We start from the raw sequence: 17444 nt of genomic DNA, 5'->3' as shown, positions 1-17444 counted from the left end.
ACATTGAAGATCATACCGGGGGATCCATTTGCTAAACAGTATGGAAAATAAAAGTAGTAATTGAAAGTATATCATCTGTGTGATTGAAATTACAACTGCATCACCGGTGTTTATGATGCGTGACGCTGTGATACGGTATGAGCAGGATCAGTTGAAGTCTCTTGAACTGCTGGGCAGTGCGGGTGCGATTGAAATGGCGCCCGCCATAAACAGACCGGGGAAGGCGTTTTCGCCTTCCCCGGTCTGTTTATGGCATTCATCTGATCAGGTTTAGACGCTTTCCCGGCAAATCGGCCGGAGCGTGTCTCCCCGCAGCCCAACCCGCAGGGCTTCCAGTGACAGCAGCTCTGCCGGCGCGATATTTCCCAGGTTGACGTTCGGGCCGAAGCGGAGGATTAATTCCAGTTGCTGCTGTTTCAGCGGGGCCTCCCAAATCAACGGCTGCGGGTCGCCCACGGCCGCGAGCACTTGTTCCACATCGTCGGCCAGGAAGCGTCCCTCCGGGTCATAAAAGCCGGCGCCTTTGCCCGACTCGCGGCCTTCCAGGATGACCTTGAAGGCGCCTTGTTCCAGGTCACTCAGAATTTGTTCGATATAGCGGCCTACTTCGACCCGGTCCCGCGGGTCTTTATTGCCAACCTCGGTCAATACTTTTAAATCATGTTCCAGGGCCATACATATAGCCCGCTCTCTCACCTCTGGTGGTATTTTAATGGTGCCGTCGGAAATTTCCACGGCGGTGTAGCCGAGGTCCTTGGCATAAGCCAGGTAATCTTTAAGCTTTCCCTGCAGCACCGCAATCTCCAGGAAGGTACCGCCGGGGTATATGTCAATACCGCAAGCCTTGACCATGTTGATTTTCTCTTCCAGGAGATCCTGGGGATACAGGCCTGATGTCCCGAAGCCGAGTTTTATAAAATCTATGTATGCACCGGCCGTATGCAATAAATCTTTTGTTTCATGCAGGCCCAGGCCCTTATCTATGACCATGGTAAGCCCCTGGGTCCTTGGTTTGCTTAACCTCCCTGGCAGAGGAAAATCCAGCAGTTCCATCCACATACTGGAATGTGCTTGTCCCCCCATATACCAATGCTCCTTTCCCTGCCTATCATGCTTTAGGCGTATGGCTGCCATCCCCGTTGCAATATTAGGGGAAGGCCTTCGGTTCAGGATATTCATTGCTAAACAAAAGTGTTACCTTACTGAAGACGTATACGGCTTGTGACAAAATCAATCAGCTGTAAATTAAGGTCCGGCATTTATCTCCCCGGACTTGCATATGAAATGTAAAAAGCAGGGTGGAGGGATTTTCAATGTTTATTGAAAAAATAGTGTTCGGGATGGCGGGGTTAAGGATCCTGTCCGCTACCATAGAATTCACGGCGGCCATGTTGATGCTCAAGTTTGGCCGGGTCGAGACAGCTTTTAAAATTAACGCCTTGCTGGCTCTAATCGGCCCGACGATCCTGCTCACCGTGACCAGCCTGGGCCTGGTGGGCCTGGCCGGTAAGGTTTCATCAGGCGGAATAGGCCTGATTATGCTAGGTGTCGCCCTGATTTTTTTGGGAATAAACCGTATTTGAGCCGTTTCCGTAAGCCGTGATGCCATGGCAGTCATGAATCAGAACCTCCGCACCCGATCCCCGGAGCCCTTGCAGCCAAAGAAGGCCGGCATTAAAGAAAAACCCGCTAAATTCTCATTTTTTCAAGATCATCGAGACCAGGCACGGCTATGCAATAGTAGGTGGCAAACGCCAGGAGGCGATCAGGTAACGGGAGATCCTGGTGGCCACCACCCTGAGCAAACAGGAAGCGACCCCGGATCTAGTCCGGGAGATCATTCATAGGAGGTGGGATATCGAGAACACCCTCTTTCACGAACTCAAAGGAAACTGGAACATGGAGCACTGCTACATCCACCAGGAGATCGCCTTCCAGGTCATACTGTGGATCATGTTTCTGGCGGTCAACCTCCTCTGGCTGTTCCTTCACAGGAACAGGCGCAAGGACAGCGGCTTCAGCGCCCGGGAGATAGCGGAGAAGATGCGGAGCGCCCTGGAATACATCAGGGACAGGAGCCTGGCCCGCTATCTCTTCGACACGAGCTAGCATGAAGGCGGCCTCTCGATGATGTAGCAGGCGCCATGACAAAAGGATAACCGTTGTTCCTTTCCTGAAAGACGATGACTTCCGGGAAGTGAATGCTTTACACTTCTTGCCAGCCATGATAACTGGAAGCCTGATGGTGGTTGGTTTACGTGACTGTTAATAACTGGGAGCGCGAGCTCTTTTTTTTAAGGTTTTTTTAAGTTTTCTTTCAGGTTGTTGGTGTATTATACAAATAATACTTGGTAAACATTAATTGCTGTCAATCTCATCAAGAACACTGAAAGAGTCATCCATACTAAGAGATTTTTAAGGTAATAGAGGACTTAACCTTGCCCGGCGCTCGATCTTGCCCGCCTAACCACCCAAGATAGTGGGCGGTAGGACGAAAAATTCCAAAATACTTTCCGTGCGAGAGTTTTTCGCCTACTCGTTGGGAAAATATGTATTTACATTTTAACGGAAAGGGTATATATTAAGGTGTACTAGTTGTACTAATACAGGTCCAGGGATACGGCTTTTGCCATTAATAGAAGGGAGGAATTCGATGTTCGAGTTGGACTTGCGTAGCCGTGCACCGCTATTATGAACAACTGGTCGAAAGAATCAAGGAACTGATTATCAACAATGTACTGAAACCGGATTAATGAACTCTGTTTTCATTCCGATATAAGATCTGAAAGCCTTACAGATACTCGATTGTTAGAAATATAAAATTAGTCTATATTAGTCTACACATAAAAAGTTGCTGGAAACCAGTGGTGTCAATACTTATCACGATTTGTTCAGAAGTCACGCTAGCAACTTAAAAAAATTCCAACAGATGCGGCGAGAAGTCCCCTTCCACCAAAGGGAGGGGTAAATCGTCATTTTCTTCGGTAGTTCCAACTCCTGAAAATGGAGGGATGGGTCTACCGGTAAAAATATGGGTATCTAAACTATAAATGCATTAATTTACCACAGATGGCTAACCCGCTCCGCCGCGCCCGGCGCCCAAAGGGCACCCGGCACCCGTGGGCTACGCCCAGCCTTAACGCAGGCTATGAAGCTTCGCTTCATACTGAAAGCCGCCTGCGCGTCAGGAAAACGGCGTACATAATGCCCCCGCCTCTTCAAGGCGGTGGGAAAATTGCGATGCGAATTGCAAAGCCGGGTGCCCTTTGCGGACGCGAAGCAACAGCAATTCCCCCTAAGGGCGGATAACCACTATTAACTGGCTCTAAGCTCCAGTGGGGGCCACAATCCCCCGACCCACCTGCGGCGGGTACCCCAAGCTAAGACCCAGTTGAAGAAGCGGGGGCTTCCAAGAGAGCATTATTGCGTTGGTTGTTCACATAAATTATAAAGTTGTGTAGGAGTTGTGTATGGGTTGTGGGCACAACGTAGCCAAGCCTGATGAGGCGCAACAACGCAGGAGGTGATGTGATGAACCGAGAGACAGAGCGAAGCGGAGGAGGTGAGCCAATAAACCAGGTATGATGCTTTACGGGACGGCCCGGCATGCGGATGCGACCAAGGGCATGAGGTCTATGAGCCGGGTATGGTAAAACCGGTATTTCAGTGACTACGACAACCTGAGTCCAGGCAGGCCGATCATCATAATGGGCCCGGTAAAAAATCTAAGGTAAGGCGAAGTAAAATTGCGTGCAGAGCAAGTTTTCAAGAAGCGAAACCGTTGCTTACCGGTCCGTAAATCCTCGGTCTGTCCGGGGGATGAGGGAATCGAAGGGGGACGATAGCTTGATATTGACAAGGAAGACGAAGAAAGGGAGGGGAAGGGCTCTGGCGGTCTTGCTGGCTGCCATGCTCATCCTGTCCTGCCTGCCGGCGGGGATGGCTTTCGGCGCCACAGCCGCTCCGGCGGCACCGACGATCAGCCCGAACGGCGGCAGCATTACCGTGTCCACCACTGTGGGCATCGAGGCCAGCACGACAGTCAGTCAGGACGTCTACTACACCGATGATGGGAGTGACCCATCTGTCAGCAGCCCCGTCTACACGGCACCGTTCCACGCACCGTCAGTGCCGAGCACCTATACGGTGAAGGCGGCGGTGTATGATGCGAGCACCGGGCAGTGGAGCGAGGTGGCCAGAGCCTTGTTCCTGGTGGTGGATAACGCCACAGGCGCTCCGGATGCCCCGGTGATCAACCCGAACGGCGGCAGCATCACCCTATCGACCAAAATAGGTTTCGATGCCGCCCTGACGGTCAACCAGGACGTCTACTACACCACGGATGGGAGCTGGCCCTATACGGATACCGGCTCAGTCAACGCCACTGTCTACGCGGCGCCATTTACCCTGCCGACGGGCACCTATACGGTGAATGCGGCGGTGTATGATGCGGGTGCCAAGCTGTGGAGCGAGGTGGCCACAGCCGCCTTTACCGTCAGGTCTTCCGGCGGCGGCGGTGGCGGCGGTGGTGGTACGTCGACGGACAAGCCCAGCGTGAAGACGGAGGCGGCCACAGAGATCACGGATACCTCCGCCGTCCTGAACGGCAGCATTACCTCCAACAAAGGATACGACATCACCGACTACGGCTTCTACTGGGGCACCACCTCCAGCGCCCTCACCGACAAGCTGGCCGTGGGCACGGATGACCAGGAAGGCGATTTCACGGCGACCCTGGACGATCTGACCGCAGAAACCACCTACTACTTCAAGGCCTATGCCACAAATGAGAAAGGGACATCGTACGGAGCGGTGAAGAGCTTCACTACCGAGGAGTCGGGTTATACTGAGCCGACGACTCCCCCTACAAGCGAGGCATTCTCCGACGTCCCCCTGTCTCATTGGGCCTATGACGTCATCAGCCAGATGAGCAGCGCCGGCTATGTGTACGGCTACCCGGACGGTACCTTCAAGCCCGACAACACCATCACCAGGGCGGAGTTTGTCACCGTCATCGACAGGGTGCTGGAGCTGCAGGCCTATAACCCGGCCACGCCCGACTTCTACGACGTCTCCCCGGGGGACTGGTTCTATACGAGCGTGGAGAGCTCGTTCAATGCGGGCATCATCAAGGGTTATGGCGATGGCATCTTTGGCCCGGGCAGATCGATCACCCGGGAGGAACTGGCCACCCTCATGGTCAACGCCCTAGGCAAGCAGGGCGAGGCTGCGGCCAGCATCAGCGAGAGCACCGCCTTCACGGATGATGCCCAGATTTCCTCCTGGGCGAGAGGCTCCATCGTGGTTGCGGTGAAGTACGGATTGCTGAAAGGCTACCCTGACGGCAGCTTCCAGCCGCAGAACAATGCCACCCGTGCCGAGGCCTGCACCATGATCAGCAATTTCCTGAGCGCGAGAGGCGGCACAGACAGCCTCTCCGAGTAAGTAAAGCTTCCGGTAAACAGCCTTCCCGGTAAACGGAATCAGGCGGCTTCGGGCCAAGAGCCCGCGCCGCCTGATTCTTTTTTTATGGCAATTCGTTCTACCGGCGTCGAGAGGATGCCAGGCCGCCGGATAGCAGGTCCTGGTGGCCGGGTCAGGACGACAACCCGCAGCATCTTCCGGCAGCTAGACGACAGCGACCCGGCAATTCGACTTTACGGTTCGCCCCGACAGTTTGCCCATATGGCAATCAGAACCTCCGCACCCGATCCCCGGAGCCCTTGCAGTCAAAGAAGGCCGGCATTAAAGAAAAACCCGCTAAATTCTCATTTTTCAAACTCGAATAGGCAGGAAAAGCCTCCACAAATAGCAAAAACCTCCTGGGAAACACAAACGCCAATTCACCATCTCAGGAGGTGTCACCACCGATGTCACAACGGTGGCTCAAAGATTTTCTTCGATACGTCCACAAGGTTTTCCTGCCCAAGGGTTGGACCAAGTGGGCGAGAGACGAAAGAAAAGATCCCGACATAGAACCCGGCACCATCTGGGCGACACTCCTGATCGGCTTCGCCCTCCAGGCACAGAGCCTGGAAGAACTCGAACGCAGAGCCAAACCATGATAACTGGAAGCCTGATGGTGGTTGGTTTACGTGACTGTTAATAACTGGGAGCGAGAGCTCTGGTCATGAATAGTTTTAATTGACACTTTTCCTGTTTTACTGTAAGATATATGGAAGGAAAAAAGCCTTGAAGTCGGCCCCGTGAGGCCGGTAAGGATTCATAGCCAGCTTTTAGCCAACTATGGCCTGCTTACCGGTGGTTAGCAGGCTTTTTTGTGGACTGGAGGTTTTCCATGACCAAGGAAAAGGCTCAAATCCTGGATCAGGAAGGTATCCGCCGGTCTCTGACCAGGATTGCCCACGAAATCATTGAACGCAATAAGGGGACCGGCAATCTTGTGCTGATCGGCATCCGCCGCCGGGGAGTGCCTCTGGCCGAACGGCTGGCGGAGCGGATTAAGGATATCGAGGGCAGCTCAGTGCCGGTAGGCACCCTTGACATCACACTTTACCGGGATGATTTGACCACCATGGCCTACCAGCCGCTGGTCCGGTCGACCGAGGTGCCTTTTTCGGTATCCGGCAAGACGGTGGTGCTGGTAGATGATGTGATTTACACCGGCAGGACCATCCGGGCAGCCTTAGACGCGGTGATAGACCTGGGCAGGCCGAGGGTCATCCAATTGGCGGTCCTGATTGACAGGGGCCACAGGGAATTGCCGATCCGGCCTGATTACGTTGGTAAGAATGTTCCGACGTCCAGAAAAGAAGAGGCGTTAGTCAAATTAAACGAAATTGACGGTGAGGAGAGGGTGATTATCCTTGAACTCCCGGACTAAATCTGGTACCACCTTTAAAGAACGGTCCTGTGAGGCCGAAAAGGGAGGGTCCATAGAGTTTTCCCTTTTACGGCCTTGGCCCGGTGTTTCGGGCAAGGTCTTTATTTTTAAGCTTCAAGGAGGGTAGTTTTATGGCCATAAACGGGAAGGATCTGATCAGCCTGAAAAATATCCCGGCTGAGACAATCAAGCTGATCCTGGACACGGCTGAACCCATGAAGGAAATCATAAAAAGGCAAATAAAAAAGGTCCCCACCCTGCGGGGGCGGACGGTGGTGACGGTCTTTTACGAGGCCAGTACCCGTACCAGGACGTCCTTTGAACTGGCGGCAAAATACTTGAGCGCCGACGTGGTCAACATTGCCGCGGCGACCAGCAGTGTCAGCAAAGGAGAAAGCCTTAAAGATACGGCCCGTACTATCACGTCCATGGGAGCGGACGTGGTGGTGCTGCGCCACCCCATGGCCGGGGCTTCGGAACTGCTGGCCCGTACCGTGGACGCTTCAGTAATAAACGCTGGAGACGGCGCCCACGAGCACCCGACTCAGGCGTTATTGGACCTATTTACGGTAAGGGAAAAGAAGGGCCGGCTGGAAGGACTCAAAGTTGCCATAGTTGGTGATATCCTGCATAGCCGGGTAGCCCGCTCCGACATCTGGGGCTACACCACGATGGGAGCCGAGGTGAGGCTGGCCGGTCCGGCCACCCTGATGCCGCCCGGTATCGAGAAGACAGGCGCCCGCGTTTACAACGACCTCGAGGAGGCTCTGGAAGGAGCCGACGTGGTCAACATCCTCCGGATCCAGCTGGAAAGGCAGCGGCAGGGCCTGTTCCCGGGCCTGCGTGAGTATGCCGTCATGTTCGGCATTAACCGGGACAGGCTCAAACTGGCCGCCCCGGACGCCCTGGTGATGCATCCGGGTCCGATGAACCGGGGAGTGGAGATATCTCCCGAGGTGGCCGACGGCCTGCAATCGGTTATTAATACACAGGTTACCAACGGGGTTGCTGTGCGTATGGCGCTATTATACCTGTTGACAGGAGGTGCCCACATTGAAGCTGCTTATTAGAGGCGGTACAGTGGTCGAGCCTGTGGATGGCAGAATGCTTGAACAGGATGTTTTGTTGTCTGACGGCAGAATTGCCGGGACCGGCAGGAACCTGAGCGCCGCCGGAGCCGAAGTAATTGACGCGTCAGGCAAGCTGGTTGTGCCGGGTCTGGTTGATATGCATGTGCACCTGCGCGAACCAGGCTATGAAGCTAAGGAGACCTTGCTTACCGGCGCCCGCGCCGCCGTGCGCGGGGGCTTTACCTCCGTAGCCTGCATGCCCAACACCAACCCGGTAGTCGACAACGCCGCCCTGGTATCCTATATAAAGAATACCGCTGCGGCGCTTGGCTTGGCCCGCGTTTATCCGGTAGGCGCCATTTCCCGCGGCAGCAGGGGGGAAGAGCTGGCCGAAATGGGCCATATGAAAAAAGCCGGCGCGGCGGCCTTCTCCGATGATGGACAGCCGGTGGCCGACGCCGGTCTGATGCGCCGGGCCATGCAGTACGCCCGGATGCTGGGCATGACCGTCATCTCTCACTGTGAAAATAAAGAGTTGTCTTTGGGTGGGACGATGCACGAGGGTTACGTGTCTACCCTGCTGGGCTTAAAAGGAATACCCGCATCCAGCGAGGAGGTAATGGTGGCCCGCGACCTTTTGTTGGCCGAAGAGACCGGCTGCAGGCTGCACATCGCCCACGTCAGCACTGCCGGTTCGGTGCGGTTGGTCCGCGAGGCCAAAGCCAGGGGGATCCGGGTAACCGCCGAGGTTACCCCTCACCACTTCACCCTTACCGATGAAGCGGTAGTCGGCTACGATACTTCGACCAAAGTCAACCCGCCCCTGCGCACAGCTTTTGACGTGGCTGCGGTTAAAGAAGGGCTGGCCGACGGGACCATAGATGTAATCGCCACCGACCATGCCCCGCACACCATTGAGGAGAAGGATGTTGAATACGAGCGCGCGCCGTTTGGCATGGTCGGGCTGGAAACAGCGATGGGGCTGGTCTGGACCGAACTGGTGGTTGGCGGCGTGCTGACACCGCTGCAGGCAGTGACGAAGATGACACTGCATCCGGCCCGGGTGCTGAACATACCCGGAGGAACCCTGGGGGCCGGCGCCCCAGCCGACATCACCATAATTGACCCAGCCGCGTCAGAAACAGTGGACCCGTCCCTTTTTGAGAGCAAGGGCAGGAATACACCCTTTGCCGGCCGGGCGCTAAAAGGCTTGCCTTGGGCTGCCATTGTGGGGGGACGGTTAGTGATGGTGGAGCGCCGCATAGCGGATAGCTTGGAATAACTTATTGCCGCAAGTGCCTGTCTTATTAGGCTGCTACAAAGACGTTTTAGCCTAGAGGTAGTTTATTTCATAAAAAATAGTCTTTTAGATAGCGGAGGTGTTTTTATGCAGGCAATGCTGGCTCTGGAAGACGGAACCATATTTACCGGCGAAGCTTTTGGCTCAACCGGTGAGAGATGGGGGGAAGTTGTATTCAATACCGGTATGACCGGTTACCAGGAGGTCCTTACCGACCCCTCCTATTGCGGTCAAATTGTGGTGATGACTTATCCTCTCATTGGCAACTACGGTATCATGAAAGAGGATTTCGAGTCCAAAAGATCGTTTGTCCGCGGTTTTGTGGTACGGGAAGAGTGCAGGCATCCGAGCAACTGGCGCCTGGCCGAAACCATCGACAGCTTCCTTAAAAAGGAGAATGTGATAGGTCTCTCCGGCATCGATACCAGGGCTCTGACCAGACATCTCCGTAGTTTCGGGACCATGCGCGGCGTAATCAGTACCGGTACCAACGACGTGCAGGCACTGGTGGAGCGGGCCAAAAACTGCCCCCAGTTGACCGGGCAGGAGCTTGTACCCACCGTGGCTACGACGAAAAGCTACACCTTTCCCGGGCCGGGGCGCCGGGTGGCGCTGATCGATTTCGGCGCCAAACAGAACATCATTCGCTGCTTGCAGGAGAGGGACTGCGAAGTGGTAGTGGCGCCTTACAACATCACCGCTCAAGAAGTCATGTCCCTGAACCCGGCCGGGGTGGTCCTTTCCAACGGACCCGGCGATCCCACCGACGTACCATATGCGATTAAGACCGCCAGGGAACTGGTAGGTCACGTGCCCATCCTGGGCATTTGTCTTGGCCATCAGATTTTGGGTTTAGCCATGGGTTGTAAAACCTACAAGATGAAGTTCGGCCACCGCGGAGCCAACCACCCGGTGAAAGATTTGATTACCGGCCGGGTTTACATTTCTTCACACAACCACGGTTTCTCTGTTGACGAGGAATCAATGCGGGGCTTGGATGTCATTGTCTCCCACCGCAACTTGAACGACGATACGGTGGAAGGGCTAAAGCATAAATTCCTGCCCGTTTTTTCAGTGCAGTATCACCCTGAAGCCTCACCAGGGCCGAAGGATTCAGAATACATCTTTGATCAATTCATGGACATGATGACCGGGAAGGAGGCGTAACATGCCGCTCAAGCAAGATATCAAGAAGGTTATGGTAATTGGCTCCGGCCCCATTATTATCGGCCAGGCGGCAGAGTTTGATTATGCCGGCACCCAGGCCTGCCGCTCCCTGCGGGAAGAAGGACTGGAAGTGGTCCTGATTAATTCCAACCCGGCCACGATCATGACTGACGCCAATATGGCCGACCGTGTCTATATCGAGCCCCTGACCCTGGAATTTGTAACCAGGGTTATCCGGCAGGAAAAGCCGGACGGTTTGCTGCCCACTCTGGGCGGGCAGGTGGGCCTCAACCTGGCCCTCCAGTTGGCCGAGTCCGGCGTACTGGAACAGGAGGGGGTGAAGCTCCTGGGCACCCCTCTGGACGCCATTAAACGGGCCGAGGACCGGGAAATGTTCAAAGATATGCTGCAGGCCATCAACGAGCCCGTCCCTGACAGCGCCATCGTATCCACCCTGGATGAAGCAATGGCCTTTGCCGAAAAAGTAGGCCTGCCGCTGATTGTCAGGCCGGCCTATACCCTGGGCGGCACCGGCGGCGGCATTGCCCGCACCATGGAGGAACTCAGGGCCATCACCACCAAAGGTCTGAAATACAGCATTATCAACCAGGCGCTGATCGAGCAGTGTGTGGTGGGGTGGAAGGAAATTGAGTACGAGGTGATGCGGGACGGCGCCGACAACTGCATCACCATTTGCAATATGGAAAACATTGACCCCATGGGAATCCATACCGGGGACAGTATCGTGGTGGCGCCCTCCCAGACCTTGAGTGATAAGGAATACCAGCTTTTGCGGACCGCCTCGCTGAAAATTATCCGCGCCCTGGGTATCGAGGGCGGCTGCAATGTGCAGTTTGCGCTTGACCCGGCCAGCTTCCAGTACTATGTCATTGAGGTCAACCCGCGGGTGTCCCGTTCCTCGGCCCTGGCTTCCAAGGCCACCGGCTACCCTATCGCCAAGGTGGCCGCCAAGATCGCTATCGGCCTGAACCTGGATGAAATCAGGAATGCCGTTACCGGCAAAACCTACGCCTGTTTTGAGCCTGCCCTCGACTACGTAGTTGTCAAGTACCCCCGCTGGCCCTTTGACAAATTTGCCAAGGGGGACCGTACACTGGGCACGCAGATGAAGGCCACCGGAGAGGTCATGTCGATCAACCGCACCTTTGAGGGGGCGCTTTTAAAAGCCGTCCGCTCCCTGGAAATCGGCCTCGATCACATGGATCTGCCCGGTGTGGAAACATTAAGCCTTGAGGAACTTGAAGCAAGGCTGGCTGGCGCCGACGACGAGCGGTTGTTCCTGGTGGCGGAGGCGCTGTACCGGGGCATGACCTGTGAGAAGGTCCACGAAATAACCAAGATTGACCACTTTTTCCTGGAGAAAATCCAGGGCATACTGCTCCTTGAGGAAGAAATCAAGGCCGCCGGAGCAGCAAAGCTTAGCCCCGGGCTGCTGGAGAGAGCTAAAAAATTCGGTTTTTCCGACGCCTACCTGGCTAAAAAGACCGGCCTGAGCGTCACAGATATACGTTCCCTGCGCAAAGAGCAAGGAATCCTGCCTACGTTTAAGATGGTCGACACCTGCGCCGCCGAGTTCGAGGCTGAGACGCCCTACTACTATTCATCTTACGATCAGGAGGACGAAGCGGAGGCCTCCACCCGCCGTAAGGTGGTGGTGCTGGGTTCCGGGCCCATCCGCATCGGTCAGGGAATTGAATTCGACTACTGCTCGGTGCACTCGGTGTGGGCGCTGCAGGAGGAAAATTATGAAGCCATCATCATTAACAATAACCCGGAAACTGTCAGCACAGATTTTGACACGGCCGACCGGCTGTATTTCGAACCTCTGGTTGCGGAGAATGTGCTGAACATTTTGGACCGGGAAAAACCGGAGGGGGTTATCGTCCAGTTCGGCGGCCAGACCGCCATCAACCTGGCCAAGCCCCTGGAAAACGCCGGTATAAAAATCCTCGGCACCTCCGTTGAAGATATTGACCGGGCGGAGGACCGTGAGAGGTTTGATCAACTTCTGATTGAGTTGGGCATACCCAAACCGCCCGGGCGGACTGCCTTTTCCGTGGAGGAGGCCGTGGTTATAGCCAATGATATAGGCTACCCGGTGCTGGTCCGGCCTTCCTATGTCCTGGGCGGGCGCGCCATGGAGATTGTATATAACCACGAGGAACTTTTAGGCTACATGTCCAGCGCCGTCAAAGTTACCCCCGAACACCCCGTGCTGGTGGATAAATATATCTCCGGCAAGGAACTGGAGGTTGACGCCATCTCTGACGGGACGGACGTTTTAATCCCGGGCATCATGGAGCATATCGAGAGAGCCGGGGTGCACTCCGGTGACAGTACCGCTGTCTACCCGCCCCAGACGCTGAGCCGGCGCACCAAAGAGCAGGTGGTGGCCTACACTACCCAGCTGGCCAAAGCGCTGAACGTCAAAGGCCTGATTAATATTCAGTACGTCCTGCAGGGGGAACAGCTGTATGTGCTCGAGGTAAACCCTCGCTCCAGCCGGACGGTACCGTTTATTAGCAAGATTACCGGTATCCCCATGGTCAACCTGGCGACCAGGCTGATTATGGGCAGGACCTTAAAGGAACTGGGCTACCAGGGCGGGCTTTACCCGGAAAGTGAATTTGTAGGCGTCAAGGTGCCGGTCTTCTCCTTCGCCAAGCTGCTCCAGGTCGATATTTCACTGGGGCCGGAGATGAAATCCACCGGTGAGGTGATGGGGGTTGACCGTGATTTTTACCGGGCGTTTTATAAGGCCATTTTGGCGGCGGGCAGAATGTTCCCCAGGGAAGGGACCGCCCTGGTTACCATCGCCGACCGGGACAAGGAAGAGACCCTGCCCATCATCAAGGGGCTGGCGGAGCTGGGCTATAAAATCCGGGCCACCGCGGGAACCGCGGCTATGCTGAAGGAGGCAGGGCTGCCGGTCGACCAGGTCAAGAAGGTACACGAGGGTTCCCCGAATATAGTTGACTGCATCAGGGCCAACAAGGTCAACCTGGTCATAAATACCCTGACCAGGGGCAAGAACCCGGAGCGGGACGGCTTCCAGATTCGCCGCACGGCAGTGGAGCATGGTGTGCCCTGTATGACCTCACTGGACACCGCACGGGTGATCCTGGACGTGCTGGCCGGCCATAAAGAAGACGGTGATTTCAAAATGGTCCCGCTGCAGGAGTACCTCCGGTAATATGGGACGTGAGACGTGAGACGTGGGACGTGAGACGTGAGAACCATCCCTTGTCTCACGTATGCGAGCACGAAATATCGGCAAAGCCTTATTAAACTCATTAGAAATGCAGTATATACCCATGTCCCACGACACACGACTCACGAAAAAAATGTAGGTGCGAATTTATTCGCACAAATGCTACCTCCGATCCGGCAAGTGCGGCGCCGGCGCGCCGTGTGCGATTGAAATCGCACCCACACCGGCTCACGTTTTCATCCTACTGCCGGCGTAACTTCTGCGGCAGGTTATCTAATCTATTAGAAATGCAGTATACCCATGACCCAATAGAAATGCAGTATATACCCACGACTCACGACCCACGTCCCACGACCCAAAAGGGGGGTTTCAGATTTGTCTCTTGTCACTGACGCAAAGGTTATTCAAAACAAACAAGTCATCCCGGGGTATTACCGGATGGATTTGGCAGCTCCATCCGTGACGGAACGGGCCAGGCCGGGGCAGTTTCTGCACGTGCGCTGCGGCAGTACGCATGACCCCCTCCTGCGCCGGCCAATAAGTATAAACGCGGTGGACAGGCGTACCGGCGAGGTGTCTCTGCTCTACCGGGTCGCCGGCAGGGGAACATCTCTTCTGGCCGGGCACAGATCCGGCGATATGGTCAGCATCGTTGGTCCCCTGGGGCGCGGCTTTACAATACCTGAGGGGAATGAAAAAGTTATCGTAGTGTCCGGAGGCATTGGAATTGCGCCACTTTACTTCTTTTTGCAGGAGCTTGCCGGCCTGGGCATCAAAGCCACTGTCTTTCAGGGCGCCGCTACCTCCCAACAGGTCCTTTTGGGAAACGAGATTAAGGAGCTTGGCCACAGCGTATTTATAGCGACTGATGATGGTACCAGGGACTTCCACGGGAGTGTAACTACACTTTTTGAAAACTATCTGCAAAATAGTGACTTTGCTCCCGGCCCTGGAGCAGGTGAGAATTTAATTATGAATAAAAGTTATGCCTGCGGGCCACACGGCATGCTGAGAAAGCTAAGTGAGATTACGGCACGGTGGGGGATACCGTGTGAAGTATCCCTGGAGGAACGGATGGGTTGTGGCGTGGGCGCCTGCCTGTCCTGCGCCTGTAAAGTAAAGACCGGGGATGGCGGGTCCGTATACCACCGGGTCTGTGTGGAAGGCCCTGTCTTTCAATCAGGGGAGGTGAGCTGGGAATGATTTCAGACAGTGACAATGCTTCAATATCCAAGCCTGACCTTTCCGTCAACGTCGGCGGCATCAGGATGAAAAACCCGGTGACCACAGCCTCGGGGACCTTTGGGTTTGGGCCGGAATACGCTCCTTATATCGATTTAAACCGGCTTGGCGCTATAGTGGTAAAAGGGACAACCCTGGAGCCGCGCGCCGGGAACCCGACCCCCAGGTTGGTGGAGACGCCTGCCGGGGTGCTCAACTCAATCGGCCTGCAGAATCCCGGTGTTGAGCATTTTATCGACGAGGCTTTGCCCTACCTGGCCGGCTTCGACGTCCCGGTCATTGTTAATATTTCCGGTGACACATTGGAGGATTACGCCGGGCTCGCTGCCAGGCTCAGCCGGGCTGGTGGTGTGGCCGGGCTGGAGGTTAATATATCCTGTCCCAATGTCAAAAAGGGCGGCATGCAGTTCGGCGGCGACCCGGCCATGGCGGCTGAGGTAACCCGGGCGGTCAAAGAGAACAGTGAGCTGCCTGTGGTAGTCAAGCTATCTCCCAATGTCACCAGTATCGCGGCTGTTGCTGAAAAAGTGGCGGAAGCCGGAGCGGACGCTATTTCCTTGATTAATACCCTGCTGGGTATGTCTGTTGATATCAAAACCAGGCGTCCCATACTTGGCAACACTATGGGAGGGCTTTCTGGTCCCGCCGTCAGGCCTGTTGCGGTGCGCATGGTCTGGCAGGTCTACCAGGCTGTAAAACTGCCCATTATCGGCATGGGCGGCATTGCAACCGCTGCAGACGCGTTGGAATTTATATTAGCCGGAGCCACCGCCGTAGCCATAGGCACCGCCAACTTCGTCAACCCTCGCGCCACTATCGATGTGCTGGAGGGTATTGAAAAATACTTAAGCGAAAATGGTGTCGGCGATATCAAAGAACTTATCGGGGCTGCGCACGGTTAATTGGCCCTGTCGCTGCAACTCTTAACGAAGTAGACTGTACCGCTGAGAAGTGCCGGCGAAGAATGAAGACTTAGGCAATCATACTGTTGATGCAGCACCCGTAGAAGATAAGATCGCGATGCGTACCCGGAACATTTTTTTTGGGATATTGAGGTTATTTCTTTAAGGATAGGGGTTGTTTTTATGCATATGGAAGATTGGGTTAGAGATGCCAATGTTGCAGTTACCATTTGCGATCCCGAAGGAATAATTTTGGATATGAACGAAAAATCCTGCCAGGTTTTTGCAAAAGACGGGGGTAAGCTGTTGATAGGCGCCAACCTGCTGGAGTGTCATCCGAAGGGCGCTCGAAAAAAACTGGCAGCGATGCTCAAAGATCAGACTGTAAACTGTTACACGACCGAAAAGAACGGTGTCAAGAAGCTTGTGTACCAGACTCCGTGGTACAGAGACGGTCAGTATATGGGATTTGTTGAAATGTTAATTGAAATACCTTTTGAGATCCCTAATTATCTGAGATAGCATTAATTTAGTACGGAGGACGAGATGCACAGTTTTAAAAACCCGCTAATTATTGCCCTTGACGTTGACAATGTCGAGGAAGCGCTAAAGCTCGCTGAAAAAATTGGACCTTATGCCGGTGGGTTTAAGGTTGGCATGCAGCTTTATTACAGTGCCGGACAAGAGGTCCTGCTCCGGCTGAGGGAGAAAGAATTACCCGTGTTTGTCGACCTGAAACTGCATGACATCCCCAACACTGTGGCCGGGGCGACCCGGGCTCTCACCAGGCAGGGAGCTGCAATTTTGAATGTACACGCTGCAGGAGGCAAAGCGATGATGCGGGCAGCGGTTGAGGCTGCACGCGATGAGACTGAAAAAGCCGGTACAGTTCGCCCTCTTGTAGTGGCAGTTACGGTCTTGACCAGCTTTGACCAGGAATCATTCAAACAAGAGATGGGTCATTCCGGTACAATTCAGGACCGCGTCGTTGCCTGGGCTTTGATGGCGCGGGAGGCCGGCCTGGATGGGGTGGTAGCTTCACCACTGGAGATAGCTGCGATCAGGAAAGCCTGCGGACCGGACTTCACCATCATCACGCCCGGTATACGTCCGGCAGGAACGGCGATTAATGACCAGAAGAGGACCCTGACACCCGGGGAGGCTCTGAAGCAAGGGGCTGACTACCTGGTTGTCGGAAGACCGGTCACTGCGGCTCATGACCAGCTAGAGGCTGTAAAAGCCATACTAACTGAAATTCATAGCATGTAATGAATATGTATAGTGATAGCATTTGGCAAGCAGTACAGCAATGGGCCAACACTTAAGCGGTGTGGCCTTATTTATTTCTTGGAAATAGGAGTATATTCAAATGTGGTGGAAATTTATTTAGGACTCCGGTAAGTGTATTACATAAATTGTGAATTTGTTGAAAATAGCTCACCGTATCGGTCTTGTCATGGTAATTTATTGAAATTAATTAAAGACTTAATTATTTATTACAATGAGGTTAACGAGAGATATTATTTTGATTTTACGTTGTTATAGCTTGTCAGGCTGATGATTAAGTTTTGTATGTTGGCTATTTATTTGAACGCTTTCCCACAAGTTTTATTAAGATTTAAATATAATTTGAAGGAAAATATAGGAGTTAGTAGAATACTTAAATTTCAAAACAGCACAGTAGTTC

Annotated in this window: 14 protein-coding genes; 13 read left to right on the top strand and 1 reads right to left on the bottom strand. The window is 54.3% G+C overall.

The genetic code is table 11. The annotated features are described in order from the left end of the window. Nucleotides 1-270: 270 nt before the first annotated feature. Entirely contained in the window at nucleotides 271-1083 is an 813-nt protein-coding gene (gene comA / locus Psch_RS13865; RefSeq protein WP_190258510.1) for a phosphosulfolactate synthase, read from the bottom strand. Between the two features lie 230 nt (nucleotides 1084-1313). On the opposite strand from comA, the gene Psch_RS13860 reads away from it, so the two are divergent. From Psch_RS13860 to pyrF, 13 genes are all read left to right on the top strand, one after another. Continuing rightward, entirely contained in the window at nucleotides 1314-1583 is a 270-nt protein-coding gene (locus tag Psch_RS13860; RefSeq protein WP_190258509.1) for a YqhV family protein, read from the top strand. 202 nt (nucleotides 1584-1785) lie between these two features. After that, nucleotides 1786-2109, top strand: a complete 324-nt coding sequence (locus tag Psch_RS13855) for a transposase (RefSeq protein WP_190258508.1) — start codon at nucleotides 1786-1788, stop codon at nucleotides 2107-2109. 1737 nt (nucleotides 2110-3846) lie between these two features. After that, on the top strand, nucleotides 3847-5445 hold the full coding sequence (locus tag Psch_RS13850) for an S-layer homology domain-containing protein (protein ID WP_190258507.1): 1599 nt from the start codon (nucleotides 3847-3849) through the stop codon (nucleotides 5443-5445). Between the two features lie 425 nt (nucleotides 5446-5870). Beyond that, nucleotides 5871-6065, top strand: a complete 195-nt coding sequence (locus Psch_RS13845; protein ID WP_190258506.1) for a hypothetical protein — start codon at nucleotides 5871-5873, stop codon at nucleotides 6063-6065. A 233-nt stretch (nucleotides 6066-6298) separates the two neighbouring features. Then, on the top strand, nucleotides 6299-6844 hold the full coding sequence (gene pyrR, locus Psch_RS13840; protein WP_190258857.1) for a bifunctional pyr operon transcriptional regulator/uracil phosphoribosyltransferase PyrR: 546 nt from the start codon (nucleotides 6299-6301) through the stop codon (nucleotides 6842-6844). Between the two features lie 131 nt (nucleotides 6845-6975). Further along, on the top strand, nucleotides 6976-7914 hold the full coding sequence (locus Psch_RS13835) for an aspartate carbamoyltransferase catalytic subunit (protein ID WP_190258505.1): 939 nt from the start codon (nucleotides 6976-6978) through the stop codon (nucleotides 7912-7914). Next, nucleotides 7898-9196 carry a dihydroorotase gene (locus tag Psch_RS13830; protein ID WP_190258504.1) on the top strand — a complete coding sequence of 433 codons (1299 nt, stop codon included), beginning with the start codon at nucleotides 7898-7900 and terminating at the stop codon, nucleotides 9194-9196. Before Psch_RS13835 ends, Psch_RS13830 begins: the two co-directional genes overlap by 17 nt. A gap of 105 nt (nucleotides 9197-9301) precedes the next feature. Then, nucleotides 9302-10381: a glutamine-hydrolyzing carbamoyl-phosphate synthase small subunit gene (gene carA / locus Psch_RS13825; protein WP_190258503.1), complete on the top strand. Its 1080-nt coding sequence runs from the start codon at nucleotides 9302-9304 to the stop codon at nucleotides 10379-10381. Between the two features lies 1 nt (nucleotide 10382). Next, on the top strand, nucleotides 10383-13595 hold the full coding sequence (gene carB / locus Psch_RS13820) for a carbamoyl-phosphate synthase large subunit (RefSeq protein ID WP_190258502.1): 3213 nt from the start codon (nucleotides 10383-10385) through the stop codon (nucleotides 13593-13595). 393 nt (nucleotides 13596-13988) lie between these two features. Beyond that, on the top strand, nucleotides 13989-14816 hold the full coding sequence (locus Psch_RS13815; protein WP_134216547.1) for a dihydroorotate dehydrogenase electron transfer subunit: 828 nt from the start codon (nucleotides 13989-13991) through the stop codon (nucleotides 14814-14816). Next, nucleotides 14813-15757: a dihydroorotate dehydrogenase gene (locus tag Psch_RS13810; protein ID WP_134216546.1), complete on the top strand. Its 945-nt coding sequence runs from the start codon at nucleotides 14813-14815 to the stop codon at nucleotides 15755-15757. The genes Psch_RS13815 and Psch_RS13810 overlap by 4 nt, the downstream gene beginning before the upstream one ends. Before the next feature lie 183 nt (nucleotides 15758-15940). Next, nucleotides 15941-16279 carry a diguanylate cyclase gene (locus Psch_RS13805; protein ID WP_243120399.1) on the top strand — a complete coding sequence of 113 codons (339 nt, stop codon included), beginning with the start codon at nucleotides 15941-15943 and terminating at the stop codon, nucleotides 16277-16279. 24 nt (nucleotides 16280-16303) lie between these two features. After that, nucleotides 16304-17026 (top strand): orotidine-5'-phosphate decarboxylase, encoded by a 723-nt coding sequence (pyrF, locus tag Psch_RS13800; RefSeq protein WP_134216545.1) that lies wholly within the window; start codon nucleotides 16304-16306, stop codon nucleotides 17024-17026. The last annotated feature ends 418 nt before the right edge of the window (nucleotides 17027-17444 follow it).

It is taken from the genome of Pelotomaculum schinkii (assembly GCF_004369205.1).
Taxonomy (GTDB): domain Bacteria; phylum Bacillota; class Desulfotomaculia; order Desulfotomaculales; family Pelotomaculaceae; genus Pelotomaculum_C; species Pelotomaculum_C schinkii.
This window is presented reverse-complemented; position numbering and strand designations above follow the sequence as displayed.